The sequence below is a fragment of the Amycolatopsis vancoresmycina genome (assembly GCF_000716785.1).
In the GTDB taxonomy this organism is placed as follows: domain Bacteria; phylum Actinomycetota; class Actinomycetes; order Mycobacteriales; family Pseudonocardiaceae; genus Amycolatopsis; species Amycolatopsis vancoresmycina.
Map to the genome: position 1 here is coordinate 32,540 of NZ_JNYY01000011.1, position 15,869 is coordinate 48,408.

16 protein-coding genes are annotated in these 15,869 nt (G+C 72.7%); 9 read left to right on the forward strand and 7 right to left on the reverse strand.

Annotation, left to right across the window (positions count from 1 at the left end):
• On the forward strand, positions 1–1,080 hold the full coding sequence (locus OO60_RS25805) for an ATP-dependent DNA ligase (protein ID WP_205624237.1): 1,080 nt from the start codon (positions 1–3) through the stop codon (positions 1,078–1,080).
• Positions 1,077–2,081: a non-homologous end-joining DNA ligase gene (gene ligD, locus OO60_RS25810; protein ID WP_004558397.1), complete on the forward strand. Its 1,005-nt coding sequence runs from the start codon at positions 1,077–1,079 to the stop codon at positions 2,079–2,081. The genes OO60_RS25805 and ligD overlap by 4 nt, the downstream gene beginning before the upstream one ends.
• On the opposite strand, the gene OO60_RS25815 is transcribed toward ligD, so the two are convergent.
• Positions 2,082–3,200 (reverse strand): MFS transporter, encoded by a 1,119-nt coding sequence (locus tag OO60_RS25815; RefSeq protein WP_004558396.1) that lies wholly within the window; start codon positions 3,198–3,200, stop codon positions 2,082–2,084.
• 92 nt (positions 3,201–3,292) lie between these two features.
• Here OO60_RS25815 and OO60_RS25820 point away from each other — a divergent pair, with 92 nt between their 5' ends.
• Entirely contained in the window at positions 3,293–3,850 is a 558-nt protein-coding gene (locus tag OO60_RS25820; protein ID WP_004558395.1) for a TetR/AcrR family transcriptional regulator, read from the forward strand.
• On the opposite strand, the gene OO60_RS25825 is transcribed toward OO60_RS25820, so the two are convergent.
• Complete coding sequence (locus OO60_RS25825; protein WP_004558394.1) at positions 3,847–4,101, reverse strand: hypothetical protein; 255 nt, start codon at positions 4,099–4,101, stop codon at positions 3,847–3,849. The two genes, OO60_RS25820 and OO60_RS25825, sit on opposite strands and share 4 nt — an antisense overlap.
• Before the next feature lie 67 nt (positions 4,102–4,168).
• Positions 4,169–5,191 (reverse strand): CobW family GTP-binding protein, encoded by a 1,023-nt coding sequence (locus OO60_RS25830; RefSeq protein WP_004558393.1) that lies wholly within the window; start codon positions 5,189–5,191, stop codon positions 4,169–4,171.
• Between the two features lie 452 nt (positions 5,192–5,643).
• Here OO60_RS25830 and OO60_RS25835 point away from each other — a divergent pair, with 452 nt between their 5' ends.
• From OO60_RS25835 to OO60_RS25845, 3 genes are all read left to right on the forward strand, one after another.
• On the forward strand, positions 5,644–6,777 hold the full coding sequence (locus tag OO60_RS25835; RefSeq protein ID WP_004558392.1) for a nitric oxide synthase oxygenase: 1,134 nt from the start codon (positions 5,644–5,646) through the stop codon (positions 6,775–6,777).
• 88 nt (positions 6,778–6,865) lie between these two features.
• Positions 6,866–7,375: a flavodoxin domain-containing protein gene (locus OO60_RS25840; protein WP_004558391.1), complete on the forward strand. Its 510-nt coding sequence runs from the start codon at positions 6,866–6,868 to the stop codon at positions 7,373–7,375.
• Between the two features lie 79 nt (positions 7,376–7,454).
• Entirely contained in the window at positions 7,455–8,735 is a 1,281-nt protein-coding gene (locus OO60_RS25845; RefSeq protein ID WP_033262231.1) for an MFS transporter, read from the forward strand.
• Here the strand turns inward: OO60_RS25845 and OO60_RS25850 are convergent, their stop codons facing one another.
• Complete coding sequence (locus OO60_RS25850) at positions 8,736–9,395, reverse strand: response regulator transcription factor (protein WP_004558389.1); 660 nt, start codon at positions 9,393–9,395, stop codon at positions 8,736–8,738.
• A gap of 9 nt (positions 9,396–9,404) precedes the next feature.
• Positions 9,405–10,604 (reverse strand): sensor histidine kinase, encoded by a 1,200-nt coding sequence (locus OO60_RS25855; protein WP_081655976.1) that lies wholly within the window; start codon positions 10,602–10,604, stop codon positions 9,405–9,407.
• A 168-nt stretch (positions 10,605–10,772) separates the two neighbouring features.
• Between OO60_RS25855 and OO60_RS25860 the strand changes: the two genes are divergently transcribed.
• Positions 10,773–11,381, forward strand: a complete 609-nt coding sequence (locus OO60_RS25860) for an MmpS family transport accessory protein (protein ID WP_004558387.1) — start codon at positions 10,773–10,775, stop codon at positions 11,379–11,381.
• Between the two features lie 85 nt (positions 11,382–11,466).
• On the opposite strand, the gene OO60_RS25865 is transcribed toward OO60_RS25860, so the two are convergent.
• Positions 11,467–12,972 carry a sialidase family protein gene (locus tag OO60_RS25865; RefSeq protein WP_004558386.1) on the reverse strand — a complete coding sequence of 502 codons (1,506 nt, stop codon included), beginning with the start codon at positions 12,970–12,972 and terminating at the stop codon, positions 11,467–11,469.
• A gap of 111 nt (positions 12,973–13,083) precedes the next feature.
• Positions 13,084–14,052, reverse strand: a complete 969-nt coding sequence (locus OO60_RS25870; protein WP_004558385.1) for a YeiH family protein — start codon at positions 14,050–14,052, stop codon at positions 13,084–13,086.
• Positions 14,053–14,122: 70 nt separating this feature from the next.
• Here OO60_RS25870 and OO60_RS25875 point away from each other — a divergent pair, with 70 nt between their 5' ends.
• Together OO60_RS25875 and OO60_RS25880 are read left to right on the forward strand one after the other, a co-directional pair.
• On the forward strand, positions 14,123–15,019 hold the full coding sequence (locus OO60_RS25875) for a LysR family transcriptional regulator (RefSeq protein ID WP_033262232.1): 897 nt from the start codon (positions 14,123–14,125) through the stop codon (positions 15,017–15,019).
• A 73-nt stretch (positions 15,020–15,092) separates the two neighbouring features.
• Entirely contained in the window at positions 15,093–15,839 is a 747-nt protein-coding gene (locus OO60_RS25880) for a PadR family transcriptional regulator (RefSeq protein WP_033262233.1), read from the forward strand.
• Positions 15,840–15,869: the final 30 nt, after the last annotated feature.

Sequence of the window (15,869 nt, forward strand, 5' to 3'; positions counted from 1 at the left end):
GTGGACTTGCCCGTCATGCCGCCGGTGCGGCCGATGCTCGCGAAAGCGGTGCACGAGGTACCTCGTGCCCCGGGGCTGCTGTACGAGCCCAAGTGGGACGGCTTCCGCTGCATCGTGTTCCGCGACGGCGACGAGATCGAGCTCGGCTCCCGCAACGACCGCCCGCTGACCCGCTACTTCCCGGAGCTGGTGGAGCTGCTGGCCGCCGCGCTGCCGCCCCGCTGCGTCGTGGACGGCGAGATCGTGCTGGTCACCCCCGCCGGGCTCGACTTCGAGACGCTGCAGCTGCGGCTGCACCCGGCCGCCTCGCGCGTGCGCAAGCTGGCCGAGGAGACACCCGCCAGCTTCATCGCCTTCGACCTGCTCGCCCTGGGCGGCACCGACCTCACCGAGGAGCCGTTCCGCGAGCGGCGCAAACAGCTCGAAAGCGTGCTCGCCACGAGCGCCGAAGGGCTGCAGCGCGTCCACCTGACGCCGCTGAGCGAGGACCCGGAGCAGGCGCAGGACTGGTTCACCCGGTTCGAGGGCGCGGGGTTCGACGGCGTCATGGTCAAGCCGGCCGACCTGCCGTACGAGCAGGACAAGCGGGTCATGCTGAAGGTCAAGCACGAGCGCACGGCCGACTGCGTCGTCACCGGCTTCCGCTGGCACAAGGACGGCGCCGGCGTCGGTTCGCTGCTGCTCGGGCTGTTCGACGACGACGGCGTCCTGCACCACGTCGGCGTGGCCAGCAGCTTCACCAAGGCGCGGCGGGCCGAGCTGGTCGACGAGCTGGCGCCGCTGCGCGAGAACGCGCTGGAGAACCACCCGTGGCGGTCGTGGGCCGAATACGAGCCCGAGCCGGGCCGGCAACCGGGCGTGAACAGCCGGTGGGCCCCGCAGAAGGACCTCTCGTGGGAGCCACTGCGCCCGGAGTGGGTGGCGGAGGTCCGCTACGAGCACCTGCAGGGCGGCCGGTTCCGGCACGGCGGGCGGCTGGTCCGGTTCCGGCCCGACCGCACGCCGGAGTCGTGCACGTACGCCCAGCTCGACGAGGCGCCGCCCGCCGAGCTCGCGAAACTGTTCGGGGAGGCGCGGTGAGCGGGGCGGTCCTGCTCGACGTCGACGGCGTCGAGGTCAAGATCAGCAGTCCGGACAAGGTCTACTTCCCGGAGCGCGGGGAGACGAAGCTCGATCTCGTCGAGTACTACCGGGCGGTGTCCGGACCGCTGCTGAGCCGGCTCGGCGGCCGTCCGCTGCTGCTCGAGCGCTACCCGGACGGCGCCGGCGGCAAGAACTGGTACCAGAAACGCGTGCCGAAGGGCGCGCCGCCGTGGCTGACCACCACGGTCGTCTCGACGCCGAACGGCACGACGAGCGACGCGCTGGTGGCGAAGGACCTGGCCCACATCCTCTGGGCGGTGAACCTCGGCTGCCTCGGCTTCCACGTCTGGCCGTACCGCGCGGACACCCCCGAGGTCACCGACGAGCTGCGCGTCGACCTCGACCCGTCGCCGGGCATCGGCTTCGACGAGCTGCGCGAGGCCGCGGTGCTGACCAGGGAGTTCCTGGCCGAACACGGCATCGAGAGCCAGCTGAAGACGTCGGGTTCGCGCGGGCTGCACCTGTACGTGCTGCTCGAGCCGCGCTGGGACGGCTTCCAGGTGCGCGCCGCCGCGGTCGCGCTGGCGCGCGCGCTCGAACGCCGTCACCCGGAGAAGATCACCGCGCAGTGGTGGAAGGAGGAACGCGGCTCGCGCGTGTTCGTCGACTTCAACCAGAACGCCCCGCACAAGACGGTGTTCGGGACGTGGTGCGTGCGGCCGCGCGTCGGCGGCCAGGTGTCCACCCCGATCGGCTGGGACGAGCTGGCCACCGTCGAGCCGGACGAGCTGACGCTGACCACGGTGCCGGCGCGGCTCGCCGAGCGGGGCGATCCGTGGGCCGGGGCGCGGGAGCGGCCGCAGTCGATCGAGCCGCTGCTGGCGATGTCCGAACAGGACATGGCGGACGGGCTGATGGACGCGCCGTGGCCGCCGGTGTACCCGAAGATGCCCAACGAGCCGCCGCGGGTCGCGCCCAGCCGCGCGAAGAAGGCGTGATCACGGTGGCGAGAGGCGGTGGTGCAGCTGGCTCCACGCGGTGAGCGCGACCAGGGCGGTCAGCCCGAACACGGCCGCGGACCCGAGGGCAGCGGCCAGCGCGCCGGCCAGGGGTGACGCCACGGTCTGGCCGACGCCGAGCCCGGCGAACGACCAGGTGATGCCCCGCGCGGGGCGTCCGGGGACCAGCCGGGTCGCCCAAAGGATGCACAGCCCGGTCAGCGCCATGTAGGTGATGCCGAACAACGCACCGGAAAGCAGGGCGAGCGGCACGCCCGGGTCCGGCAGGGCGAGGAGCGCGATACCCGCGGCCGCCAGGGTCCACGTCGCGAGGTTGACCGTCCGCAGGCCCGCGCGCCCGGCCGCCCGGCCCGCCAGGCCGCCGAGCAGCCCGGCCGCGCCGATCGTGGCCCAGGCCCAGGTCGCGGCCACTGGGCTCAGCCCGGTTTCGGCGAGCCGGGAGGTGGAGAACGTCCAGTACGGCGCGCTCGTCACGCCGATCAGGACGGAGTTGACCACGAGCGGGACCATCCCGCGGACGGGACCTGGTTCCGCCGGGGCACCGGCGGGCCCCCGCGGCAACGTCCGCCACGCCAGGGCCAGCACCGCCACGCCGAGGGCGGCGAACGCCGACCAGATCACCGGCCAGCCGAAGGCCAGCAGGGGAGTGAACGCCGACGCGGCCAGCCCCAGGCCGGTCCCGGTGTTGGCCCAGGTCTGCGCCCGGTCGCGGGTGCGGGCCCCGGCCGTCTCGCCGATCAGCTGCGCGACGCCCGGCGAGACGAGTCCCGCGCCGGCGCCCGCGACGGCGATCCCGGCGCCGAACACCGCGACGTGCGGTGCCAGCGCCATGAGCGCGAGCCCGGCCGTCGCCGAGGCGGCGGCCAGCAGCACGGTGCCGCGCGCCGATCGCGCGGACGTTCTCGGTGCCAGCAGCAGCCCGAGGCCGTAGCCCGCGGTGGAGAGGCCGCCGAGCACGCCGGCGCCGACCGTCGTGAGCCCGAACGTTTCGCTGAACCGCGGCACGAACGGCCCGTACGCGTAGCGCGCGAACCCGTAGCAGAGGGCGATCACGACCGCGCCGACCGCGGCCGTGGACCACCAGGTCTTCGTTGCCATCGACTCCAGCGAACAGACAGGTCTGTCTGCTGTCAAGCGATGGTAGGATCACCGCAGGTGAATCACCATACCGATCTGTACGGAGGAGTGCGGTGGGCCGAACCCGTCCCGGCGATGCGGGCGCGAAGGTGCTCAAGGCCGCGTCGACGTTGTTCTACCGCGACGGCATCCACGCCGTCGGGGTCGACACGGTGGCGGCCGAAGCCGGGGTGACCAAGGCGGCCCTCTACGGCAACTTCGGGTCGAAGAGCGGGCTCGTCGTCGCCTACCTGCGGGAACGCGACCGGCGGTGGCAGGCGGAGATCGACCGGATCACCGCCGCGCACACCGATCCGCGGGAGCGGGTGCTCGCGGTGTTCGACGCCTACGAAGCCTGGTTCTCGGCCGACGGCTACCGCGGCTGCGCTTTCCTCAACGCGACCTCGGAGTTCCCCGATCCCGCCGACCCGGTGCGCGAAGTGGTCCGCCACCACAAGACCGCGCTGCACAGCTACCTGCGGGCGCAGCTGCAGCGCGCCGAACCGCAGCGGGCCGACGTGCTCGCCGACGAGCTGATGCTGCTGCTGGAGGGCGCCGCGGTCACGTCGGTGGTCGCGCAGAGCGCGCGGCCGTTCCACACGGCGAAGCGGCTCGCACAGACCTTGATCTAGACCGGCAGGTCGAGGGCGAGCTGGCCGCGGTCCTCACCGACGCCGGACAGCGTCGCGACGCACGCCGGGCACGGCGCGATCTCGGACGTGGTCAGGTCCAGGGGTTTCCAGCTGCGGGATTCCCGCTCGCCGCAGGCCGAGCGCCGGTAGCGGAGGTCGCCGGAGCGGGTCATCAGGTGGGCCAGGGGGACGTCTTCGGGCAGCACGCCGACCAGGTACCAGCGTGGTGCGCTCACCGCGGTGGTCGTCATGGCCGCCAGTCTCCGCGGGCGGGCCGGCACCCCGGTGCATTTGCCGGTCTTCGGCGTGGCGGCGGGGTCAGGCCTCGTCGGGCAGGTAGCGCAGGACGTGCAGCAGGCCGCGCTCGTCGACGGTGTCCGGGTCTTCGGCGAGGCACGTACCCAGGTCGGCGAGGACGGCGTCGGTGTCCAGTCCGGCGCCGATCAGCACCAGCTCGGTCCGCCGCGGCGCGCCCGGCGGCCAGGCCGACCGCTCGAGCTGCACGAACCCGCCGACGGTGTGCAGGTGGAAGCGCGATTTCGGGCCGGTGGGGCCGAAATCGGCCTGGCCCTTCATCCGGTAGAGCCCGGCCGGCCGCCGTTCGAGGAAGCCGACGAACGCGCGCGGCGCGAGCGGCGTGTCCGCGGTGAACGTGACCGTCTGGTACTCGGCGTGCAGGTGCTGCGAGTGGTCGTGCTCCTCGCGCAGGTCGTCGAACGACAGCTGGCCGACCCGCTCGCCGCGGGGTTCGGGGTCGAAGAACAGCCGCGGGTCGACGCGGCCGTGCGCGGTGACCAGCAACGGACGGCCCGGCGCCAGCTCTTCGACGGTCGCGGTGAGCTTCGCGAGCGCCTCGGCGGTCACCCGGTCGGCCTTGTTCAGCACCACGAGATCGGCCAGCCGCAGGTGGTCGGCCAGTTCGGGGTGGCGCTCGCGGGCGGCCTCGAACTCGGCGGCGTCGACTACCTCGGCCAGCCCGCCGTAGCGGATGGCGGGGTTTTCGCTGGCGATCATCAGCCGGATGAGGTCACGCGGCTCGGCGATGCCGCTGGCCTCGACGACGATGACGTCGATCCCGGCCTCGGCGCCGGACAGCTTCGCGAGCATCGCGTCCAGCCCGCGGGCGTCGACCGCACAGCACAGGCAGCCGTTGCCGAGCGAGACCATCGTGTCGACCTGGCCCGCGACGGCGAGCGCGTCGACGTTCACCTGGCCGAAGTCGTTGACCACGACGCCGACCCGGGCCCCCTCGCGGTTGGCGAGCAGGTGGTTGAGCAGCGTCGTCTTGCCCGCGCCGAGGAACCCGGCGACGAGGACCACGGGGATGCGCCTGGCGCTCACGAATCGTCCCTCCTCTGCCGATCACCGCGACTCTAACGCGGGCGCGCGTACACGGGCGGCCGCCCCCGGTGAAGGCCGTTCGTCGAATGCCCACGAAAAGACGCAGGCGGCCGCGCGGGAAAGGATCACGCGGGTTTTGCGGGCCGTTGTGATCGATTGGCGGATAATGCGCAGAGCCATGTCCGGATAACGCTTGGTAGCAGTTATTTTTCTCGTCCTTTTGCTGGCCGGAGGGGAATTCCGGGATCGCCGGGACGCCGGTCACGACCGGCGGAGTGCGCGCCGCGAAACGTGGGGTATCCTCCCCCGCCTGACCGGAGTGCCCAGCGCAGCGGGAACTTCCGGCCGTCAGTGTCGACGGCGACCTTCGGAGGAACGGTGGATCTTTTCGTCGGGATGCAGATCGCGATTTCGGAGAGTGGGGTAACGCCGTGACGGTTACACCCGAGCGGGTGACGCATCCGCTGCCGCTTTACCCTCAGCGCGTCTCGGGGGAGCAGAGCGTCGATTCCGCGGCGGCCGAAGAATTCCTGGACCGGATGTTCGCCGAAGGCGCCGCGGACGAAGGCGACCGGTTCGAGACCCGGCTGGCCGAGGTTCGCGCGGAAATCATGGAAACCGGCACCTACCGGCACACCGCGGCCGAACTGGCGTACGGCGCGCGCGTCGCGTGGCGCAACTCGGCTCGCTGCATCGGCCGGCTGTACTGGCGCAGCCTCCGGATCCGGGACCGGCGCCGGGTCACCGGCCCGGCCGCGATCGCCGGCGAGTGCGTGGCGCACCTGCGTCAGGCCACCCGGGGCGGCCGGATCCGCCCGACGGTCACCGTCTTCGCCCCGGACACCCCGGACACGCCCGGGCCGCGCATCCACAACGAGCAGCTGATCCGCTACGCCGGGTACCGCCTCGACGACGGTTCGGTCCTCGGCGACCCGCGGTACGCCGCGTTCACCGAGCAGGTGCGAAGACTCGGCTGGCGCCCACCGGAGCGAAGAGGGTCCTTCGACGTCCTGCCCCTGCTGGTCGAGGCCGAGCCGGGCGAGCCGCGGCTGTTCACCCTGCCGCCGGACGCCGTCCTGGAGGTCCCGCTGACCCACCCCGACCACCGCTGGTTCGCGGGGCTCGGGCTGCGCTGGCACGCCGTGCCGGCGATCAGCAACATGCCGCTGGAGATCGGCGGCGTCACCTACCCCGCCGCGCCGTTCAACGGCTGGTACCTCGGCACCGAAATCGGCGCCCGGAACCTGGCCGACGAGCAGCGCTACGACCTGCTGCCGGTCGTCGCCGAGCTGATGGGCCTGGAAACGGCGTCCGAGCGCACGCTGTGGCGCGACCGGGCGCTGGTGGAGCTGACGCTGGCGGTGCAGCACTCGTTCGACGCGGCCGGCGTCACGCTGGCCGACCACCACACCGAGTCGCACCGGTTCCTGTCCCACCTGGAGCGGGAGGAGCGGGCCGGCCGCCGGTGCCCGGCCGACTGGAGCTGGATCGTGCCGCCGGTGTCGGGCGGCCAGACGGCGGTGTTCCACCGCTACTACGACGAGCCCGACCCGGCGGAGCGCCCGGCGTTCCTGCCGCCGGGGTGAGGGACGGAGAGTAGCGTGGGAGCGCCCGTTCGGCGGATCGTGCGCAACCCACGGGGCAGACCGGCGCCCGAAGGCCGACAATGGGCGCATGACCGCAGTCCTCGTCGCCTACGCCGGGCGCCACGGCGGAACCCGGCAGATCGCCGAGGTGATCGCCGCGGAACTCGGCGCGGCGGGCCTGTCCGTCGAGGTGCGCGACGCCGCCGACGTGGCCGGAGTCGAGGACTACGCGGCGGTCGTCATCGGCAGCGCCCTGTACTACCACCGGTGGCGGCCGGAGGCCGTCCGGCTGCTGGAGCGCAACGCCCGGGCGCTCGCCGAGCGTCCGGTGTGGCTGTTCCACAGCGGGCCGTGCGGTCCCGGCGCGGCCACGCACCAGGTCAGCCTGCCGCCGAACGTGGCGCTGCTGGCGGCGCGCATCGACGCGGAGCGCACCGCCACCTTCGGCGGCAAGCTCGACCCGGCGACCGTGCGCGGCCTGATCCCGCGGCTGCTGGCGTCGTCCGGCCGGCGGGCGGGCGACTTCCGCGACTGGGACCGGATCAAGGCCTGGGCCCGTGACGTCGGGCGCCGGGTCCGCACCCGCGTCTCGCTCTGACGGTCTTGCCCGCCCGGGGTGGTGGGTGCTAAACCGTGCCTGAGGTCTTCCGGTGGGAAACCGACGGAACGGGGCGAACGTGACGGAACGGCAGCCGAAGAAAGCGCTTACATCGGACCAGCGCAACGCGTTCCTCGCGGCGCTGCTCGGCTGGAGCATGGACTCGTTCGACTACTTCCTCGTGGTGTTCGTCCTGGCGGACATCGCGAAGGACAAGTCGTTCGGCGCAACGGCGACGCAGCTGGCGTTCATCACGACGGCGACCCTGGTGATGCGCCCGGTCGGCGCGCTCCTGTTCGGCCTGTGGGCCGACCGGGTGGGCCGCCGCATCCCGCTGATGGCCGACGTCCTGCTGTACTCGGCGGCCGGCCTGCTGTGCGCGTTCGCCCCGAACTACACGGTGTTGCTCCTGCTGCGGTTCGTCTACGGGATCGGCATGGGCGGCGAGTGGGGCCTCGGCGCGGCGCTGGCGATGGAGAAGATCCCGGTGTCCCGCCGCGGCTTCTTCTCGGGCCTGCTGCAGGTGGGGTATTCGATCGGCTACCTGCTGGCGGCGCTGGCGTACCTGCTGTTCCACTCGGCACTCGGCCTGCAGTGGCGCTGGATCTTCGTGCTGAGCATCTTCCCGGCGCTGATCACCCTGCTGATCAGGGCGAGGGTCCGCGAGTCGGAGGTCTGGGAGGCGGCGCGCGAGAAGCTGCGGGTGACGCGCACGTCGGTCAAGGACATTTTGCTGAACCCGAAGGTGATCCGCCGCTTCGGGTACCTGATCCTGCTGATGACGGCGTTCAACTGGATGAGCCACGGAACGCAGGACGTGTACCCGAGCTTCCTGAAGGCCCACGAGAACGGCGGCGCGGGCTTGAGCGCTTCGACGAGCACGTGGATCGCGGTGCTGTACAACATCGGAGCGATCATCGGAGGGCTGACGTTCGGAACGCTGTCGGAGCGGCTGGGCCGCCGCCGGACGATCGTGACGGCAGCGGTACTGGGTCTGCCGGTGATCCCGATCTTCGCGTTCGACCACGGCGCGGGAATGCTGGCGCTGGGGTCGTTCCTGATGCAGATCATGGTCCAGGGGGCGTGGGGCGTGATCCCGGCGCACTTGACGGAGATGTCCCCGGACGCGATCAGGGGGTTCTACCCCGGGGTGACGTACCAGCTGGGCAATCTGCTGGCGGCGTTGAACCTGCCGATCCAGCAGGCGATCGCGGAGTCCCACGGGTACACGTCGGCTCTGGTGTGGACGGTGGTGCCGGGGCTGGTCGCGGTGGCGGTGCTGACGGCGATCGGGAAGGAGGCGAAGGGAATCAGGTTCGGCGAGTCGGCAGTGGCGACGGCACCGGCGGGTTCGAAGTAGCTACGGCGTCACAAGAGCCGCTTCATAAGCGAAGATCGTCAACTGCACCCGATTGGACACATCCAGCTTCGCGAAAGCCCGCGTGATATGCGTCTTCACCGTCGCCTCGCTCAAAAACAACTCCTCGGCGATCGAAGCATTCGGCTTCCCCTGAGCAACAGCGGTGACGATCTCCCGCTCCCGCTCGCTCAGCAGCTCCAGCTTCACCTGGGCCCGCGCCCGCCGCGGGTTCGCCCTCGCCGCCACGAACTCGCCGATCAGCTGCTTCGTCATCCGGGGTGACAACATCGCGTCGCCGTTCGCCACCACGCGGACGCCCTCGATGATCTCCTGCGGCGAGCCCTCCTTCAGCAGGAATCCGCTCGCTCCCGCCGCCAGTGCCTCGAACACGTACTCGTCCAGGTCGAACGTCGTCAGGATCAGCACCTTCGGGGGCCTCGGCTGGGCCAGGACCGCCGCCGTGGCCACCAGGCCGTTCATGCGGCGCATGCGGATGTCCATGATCACCACGTCCGGGGCGTGCCGGGCCACCTGCTGGACCGCTTCGTCGCCGTCGCCTGCCTCGGCCACCACCTGCAGGTCCGGGGTGCTGCCCAGGATCATGGACAGTCCGGTGCGGACCAGCGGGTCGTCGTCGACGAGCAGTACGCGCACGCTCACCCGCCCATGCTAGGGCGCCGGTGTCACCCACGGCAGCCAGGCCCGCAGCGCGAACGTGCGCTCGTCCACCGGGCCCGCCGTCAGGGTGCCGCCGAGCAGGGAAATCCGCTCGTTGACGCCGGTGAGGCCGGTGCCCGAGCCCGGTGACGGCACCGGGTGCGGCGGCCGCGGGTTCACCACCTCCAGCGACAGCCCCGCCCCCGGGGCGCCGCGGACCAGCACCTCCGCCGGTGCCCCCGGTGCGTGCCGCAGCACGTTCGTCAGTGCCTCCTGGAGGATCCGGTAGGCCGCCGTGCCGAGCGGGGCCGGGGCCGCCGACGCCTGGTCGAGCAGGATCGTCACGTTGACCGGCAGGCCGGCCTGCCGGGCGCCGGTGACCAGGTCCGGGATGTCCGCCAGCGTCGGCTGGGGCGGCTCGGCCGGGCCGCCCGGGGCGCGGTCGGCGAAGCCGGTGCTGCGCAGCACCCCGATCACCTGGCGCAGGTCGTCGAGCGACTGGCGGGCCGTCGTCCGGACCGTCTTCGCCGCCTCCGCCGCGTCCGGGGTGGTGGCCGCGGTGACCTCCAGCGCGCCCGCCTGCAGCGACAGCAGCGACAGCCGGTGCCCGAGGACGTCGTGCATCTCGCGCGCGATCCGTGCCTGCTCCTCGCGGCGGGCCACCTGGTCGCGCAGCGCCGCCTGCTCCGCGGTCCGGCGGCGCGTCTCGGCGATGCTGCGCCGGACGATCCCCACGGTGAGCGGGACCGCGGTGAACAGCAGCGCGGTCAGCACCACCCCGAGGACCTTGGCCGCGGTGGTCTCGGTCGACAGCCAGGCGCCGGCGATCGTCAGCTCCGGGTGCCGTCCCGCGTCGCGCCAGACCGCGAGCCCGGTCGCCGCGAACACCAGCGTCGCCGCACTCCACCGCCGCCAGCCGACGTACCGCGCGGTGAAGGCGGCGAGGGCGATCAGCGCGGCCATCGAGTCGGCGGTGAGCAGCAGCGGCGGGACCAGCGCGATGCCGGTGACCAGCAGCGGCCAGCGGTGCCGCCAGACCAGCAGCACGGCGGCACCGATGCCGGCGAGCCAGCCGAGCATCCCCAGCACCGTGGTGTTCGTGGCGTCGCTGCCCGGCACGGAGCTGTCCAAGGCGACGTTCACCGTGCTGCTCAGCACGCCCGACGCGACGGCCAGCACGGTGTACAGCACGCGAAGCACGGACCGTCCCATGGGGGAAGCCTACGAGGCGGCACCCGCCGGACCATCAGCCGTTCCGCTCGTCCGCCCGGCCGCCGGTTCAGACGAAAGTCGCACCCCTTCGAGGCTTGCGGACGACGCGGGTGCGGGCCCGCCGCTGGTTTCCTTCTCGCCGTCCAGCAGCGGCGAAAGGAAATCCCGATGACCGACTACACCCCGATCCAGCAGCAGGCGGCCCCGCCGGCCGCGCCGCCGCGCAACGGCCTGGGCACGGCCGGGTTCGTCCTCGGCCTGGTCGGGCTGGTGATCGCGCCGATCCCGCTCGCCGGCGTCGCGGCCTGGCCGCTGGCCGTGCTCGGCCTGATCCTGTCGGCCGTCGGCATCGCCAGAGTGCGGTCCGGGAAGGCCACCAACAAGGGCCTCGCGATCGCCGGCGTCGTCCTGTCGCTGCTCGCCCTGGTCGTGAGCGTCCTGTGGCTGGTGGTGATCGGCAAGGTGATCAACGACGTGAACGAGCAGGCCACCCAGCACCACACCATCGTCTACGAAGTCAGCGGCAACGCGAAGACCGCCGACATCGACTACAGCACCTTCGACCGGAACACGATCCTGATCAACACCGAGGCCGGCGCCGCGGTGCCGTGGACCAGGACCGTCGAGGCCACCGGGTTCCTCGCGGGCGCCCAGTTCACCGCGACCGCCGGGCCGGACGGCGGTTCGGTCACCTGCAAGGTCGTCGTCGACGGCAAGGAGGCCAAGACCGCGACCGCGGCCGGGCCCGGTGCCGTCGCCGGCTGCACCGGGTTCTGACCCACCCGTGCCACCCGGGCGAGGGGGCCGGGTGGCACGGGGGAGGGGGTGGGACCCGGCCAGGGGCGGGTCCCACCCCGCGGGTTCAGCCGCAGTGTTCGAACTCGCTGTCGTAGGCCTGGCCGCCGGCCGAGCCGCCCCACTTCACGCACTTGTCCGCCGCCGCGGCCTTGACCGGGCCGGCGAAGTAGGAGAACGCCCCCGAGTCGGTCTGCCGCGTCGAGCCCTTGACCTCCAGGTAGGCCGAAGTCGCGCTGGCCGTCCCGGCGGCGGCGTTCTTCATCGTGCTGACGCAGTTCTGACCATTGGCCGCGTTGTACGACAGGTAGACCGTGCCGGCCGCGCCGCCGGTGCCCAGCGGCGCCGAGTCGATGACGCTGTAGCCGCCACCGCAGGCGGGCGCGCCGAGCGCGTCGGCGGTGACCGGCGCGAACCGGATCGTGTCGTTCGCGTGGAATTCCGGGCCCGCTTCGAACAGCACGCCGACCGACGACTGGGACAGCTGCACCATGTCCGAGTACGCCGCGTCCTGACCCCACACGAGCAGGCTGCCCGCGGTGCCCGTCCAGTTGGCGCCCTCGTCGAACGACGAGTGGATGCGCAGTTCCTTGCGGCGGTCGCAAGTGGACGGTGCGGCGAAGACGATCCGGTTGTACTTGCCGCCCGTGTCGGTCGCGCTCATCCGCGCCGTGGAGCCCTCGACGGTCGGGGTGACGAGGTCGGTGGCGAAGGCGAACTTCGAGCTGAAGGTCGCACCGCCGTCGGAGCTGATCGCGAAGGCGCGGTTGTGCGTGCCGTCGGACAGGCACTTGTTGTCGTTGTTGGCGTCGTTGCGCGCGGCGGCGTAGACCCGGCCGTCCTGCAGCTCGGTGACGCTGATCTCCTGCGGGTTCATCAGGTCCGAAGTGGACGTGTCGGTGGCACCGCGGTGCCAGGTCGCGCCCTGGTCGTCGCTGTAGACCAGGGAACCGGTGTTCTTGCCGCTGATCGTGTAGCTCATGCCGGCGACGATCCGGCCGGCGTGCGCGCCGCGCGTGAGCACGATGCCGTGCGACGGCCCGGTGGCGAGCCAGCCGGGCGCGCTCGCGAAGCCGAGCTCCGTGGTCAGGACCCGGGGAGCGCCCCAGGTCTTCCCGTTGTCCTCGCTGATCGACACGCGCGGGATCCGGCCGCAGGCGGGGTTGGTGTAGCACTGCATCGTGGACAGCAGCACGATCCGGCTGCTGCCCGGGATGACGATCGGCGCCGGGTTGCCCTTGGTGTCGCCGTTGGCCTTGATGACGGTCTGCAGCGCGCTCCACGTCTTGCCGCCGTCGGTGGAGCGCTTCGCGACGAGGTCGATTTCGCCGAGGTCGGCGCAGGTGCTGGCGCCGCCGTTGCGGCCTTCGGCGAAGGCGAGCAGGTCGCCGTTGTTCGCCTTGACGATGGTCGGGATGCGGTAGCAGTCGTGGCCCTCGGTGTTTTTGTTGAACACCAGCGTGCTGGCCACGTCGGCCTGGGCGGCCGCGCTGCCGATGGCGGCCGGGACGGCGACGGCGGCGCACCCCAGCAGCCCGGCGAGCAGGCCGCGGGCGATTCGGGTGATCTTCACGGTACAAGCTCCCTACGGGTTTCTTTCACGTCGGCGACAGCGTCGACGCGGCCCGTACAAGAGGTGTACAACCTCGCGTATAACGAACTATACCTGTCCGGGAGACGAATTTCAGGTGAACGCGGCCAGCGTCCCGAACCCGGTCGCCAGCACCAGCAGCGTGGACAGGAACCCCAGGAGCAGCGCCCGCCCGCCGCCGCGCAGCAAGGCGCCGAGCCGGACGGCGCAGCCGAGGCCGAACAGTGCCCCCGCGAGCAGGAGCGTCGACACGGTCTTCGCGATGCCCAGCGCGAACGCCGGGACCAGCCCGGTGCTGCGGACGGCGACCATCGCGAGGAAGCCGAGGACGAACAGCGGCACGAGCGGCGCGTGCCCACCGCGGCGCGTGCGTTCGGTGGCGCCGACGAGCGCGACCACCGGGGCGAGCAGGACGACCCGGCTGAGCTTCACCACGACGGCGATCCCGACCGCGGCCGCGCCCGCCGGCCCGGCCGCCGCGACGACCTGGGCGACCTCGTGCACGGAGATCCCCGCCCAGCTGCCGGTCCGGGTCGCGTCCAGGCCGAGCGCGCGGGCGAGGAGGGGGAGGGCGGCCAAGGTCAGGCTGCCGTAGCAGGTGACGAGCGCGACGGCGGTCGCGACGTCTTCGTCGTCGCGCTCGACGACCCCCTCCACGGCGGCGATCGCGGAGGCGCCGCAGATCGAGAACCCGGTGGCGACCAGCAGGGCGAGGCTGCGCGGCACCCGGACGACGCGGGCGAGGCCGAGCGTGCCGAGGAAGGTGACCGCGACGGTCAGCACCACGGCGGCGAGGGTGCCGGGGCCGAGCGCGAGCACCGTGGGCACGGCGAGCTGGAGCCCGAGCAGGACGACGCCCGCGCGCAGCAGGCGTTTCGTGAGCCGGGCGACGGCCTGGCGCTGCTCGCCGGTCAGCAGCGGCGTGCTGCCGAGGACGACGCCCAGCACGACGGCGACGGTGAGGGCCCCGGCGACCGGCCACACCGAGCTGAGCGCGTACGCCGCCGCGACGCCGAGGCCGGTGATCGCGAGGCCGGAGGTTTTCGCCGTCGTCAGTGCCATGCCTCCAGCGTCGCCGCTCGCGGGCGGGCGCGGTAGCCGCCGGTGCGTGGTGAGGTCATAGACTGAAGCTATGACCGGACCCGATCTGGACTCGTTGCGCCTGCTGGTGCTCGTCGACGACCTCGGCAGCATCGGCCAGGCCGCCGGGGCGCTCGGCATCGCCCAGCCGTCGGCGAGCAAGCGTCTGTCTACTTTGGAGCGTCAGCTGGGACTGTCCCTGGTGGACCGGACGCGCCGCGGCTCGGCGCTGACGCCGGACGGCCGGGTGATCGCCGGCTGGGCCCACCGCGTACTGGCCGAAGTGGACGGACTGCGCACCGGCGCCGAGGCCCTGCGCACCCAGCGCGGCGCGCAGCTGCGGGTGGCGGCGAGCATGACCCTCGCCGAGCACTTCGTCCCCGCGTGGATCGGCGAGGTCAAGCGGACCGGGCCGGACACCTATGTCGGGCTCGAGGTGGTGAACTCCGAGCAGGTGGCTGACCTGGTCGCCCGCGGGCGCGTGGACCTGGGTTTCGTCGAATCACCGGGGCCGTGGCCGGGCCTGGCGACGCGCCGGGTCGCGGCGGACCGGCTCGTGGTCGTGGTCCCGGCCGGGCACCCCTGGGCCCGGCGCCGCCGCCCGCTCACCGCCGCGGAACTGGCCGCGACGCCGCTGGTGGTCCGGGAGCCGGGCTCCGGAACGCGCGAGACGGTGGAGGCGGCCCTGCGCCGGGCCGGGGCGGGGCCGGTGCGGCCGCTGCTGGAGCTGGGTTCGGCGTCGGCGGTGCGCAACGCGGTGACGGCGGGCGCCGGACCGGCGGTGATCAGCGACCTCGACGTCGTCCGCGAGGTGGCGGGGCGGCGGCTGGTCCCGGTGCCGGTGGACGGCGTGGAGCTGGGCCGGGTGCTGCGGGCGGTGTGGCCGGCGGGACGGCGCCTGACCGGACCGGCGGCGGAGCTGCTGACCCTGGCGGTGAAGTCCGGCTGACCTCCGGGGTGGTTGCCGCCGATCGAGCGGCGATATATCGTGTGAATGTCGCCGATACGACTAGGAGGGCATCATGGAGATGAGTGCGGGAGCGGACCGGATCTTCGCCGGGTTCGGCGGGCACTTCGGGCACCACCACCACGGGCACCCGGAGCACGCCGTACCGGGCCACGAGGACTGGCACGGCGGCCCGGAACTGGCGCGCGGCGGCCCGCCCGGCGGATTCCCGCCGCCACCACCGCATCCGCCGCAGCCACCCGGGTTCCCGGGCGGCCCCGGCGCGTTCGGCGGCCCCGGCGGCTGGTTCGGCGGCCCGGGAGCGTTCCAGCGGGTGCGCGAGTTCCGAGGCGGGCGGCCCGCGGCCCGTCCGGTGCGCCCGGCCGTGCTGGCGCTGCTGGCGGAAGAGCCCATGCACGGTTACCAGCTGATGCAGGAGATCCGGCGGCGCACGCACGACCGGTGGCGGCCCAGCCCGGGCTCGGTGTACCCGATCCTGCAGCAGCTGGAGGACGAAGGCCTGGTCCACACGGCCGAGACGGCGGGCCGCCGCGTCGCCGCGCTGACCGACGCGGGCCGGGAGCACGTGGCCGGCCGCGAGGCGGAGTTCGCGGCGCTGTGGGAGGAGCCGGAGGAGGACCCGGGCGCGGACCGGTTCGCGGCCCTGTGGCACGCACTGGGCGAGCTCTCGGGCGCGGCGGCCCAGGTGGGCTACAGCGGAACGGAGGCCCAGGTGGCGGCGGTGAAGAAAATCCTCGCCGACGCGCGCCGCCGGGTGTACGCGGTCCTGGCCGACGCGGGCCTGGAGGACGAGGACGCCTGAGGCCCGCCTGGGGAGTTGCATTGCCGCGAA

Excerpts from the sequence above, each read along its gene's own strand:
- OO60_RS25880 (WP_033262233.1), top strand. The coding sequence starts at position 15,093 with ATGGAGATGAGTGCGGGAGCGGACCGGATCTTCGCCGGGTTCGGCGGG.
- OO60_RS25815 (WP_004558396.1), bottom strand. The coding sequence starts at position 3,200 with ATGGCAACGAAGACCTGGTGGTCCACGGCCGCGGTCGGCGCGGTCGTG.
- OO60_RS25875 (WP_033262232.1), top strand. The coding sequence starts at position 14,123 with ATGACCGGACCCGATCTGGACTCGTTGCGCCTGCTGGTGCTCGTCGAC.
- OO60_RS25860 (WP_004558387.1), top strand. The coding sequence starts at position 10,773 with ATGACCGACTACACCCCGATCCAGCAGCAGGCGGCCCCGCCGGCCGCG.
- OO60_RS25855 (WP_081655976.1), bottom strand. The coding sequence starts at position 10,604 with ATGGGACGGTCCGTGCTTCGCGTGCTGTACACCGTGCTGGCCGTCGCG.
- OO60_RS25825 (WP_004558394.1), bottom strand. The coding sequence starts at position 4,101 with ATGACGACCACCGCGGTGAGCGCACCACGCTGGTACCTGGTCGGCGTG.
- OO60_RS25870 (WP_004558385.1), bottom strand. The coding sequence starts at position 14,052 with ATGGCACTGACGACGGCGAAAACCTCCGGCCTCGCGATCACCGGCCTC.
- OO60_RS25840 (WP_004558391.1), top strand. The coding sequence starts at position 6,866 with ATGACCGCAGTCCTCGTCGCCTACGCCGGGCGCCACGGCGGAACCCGG.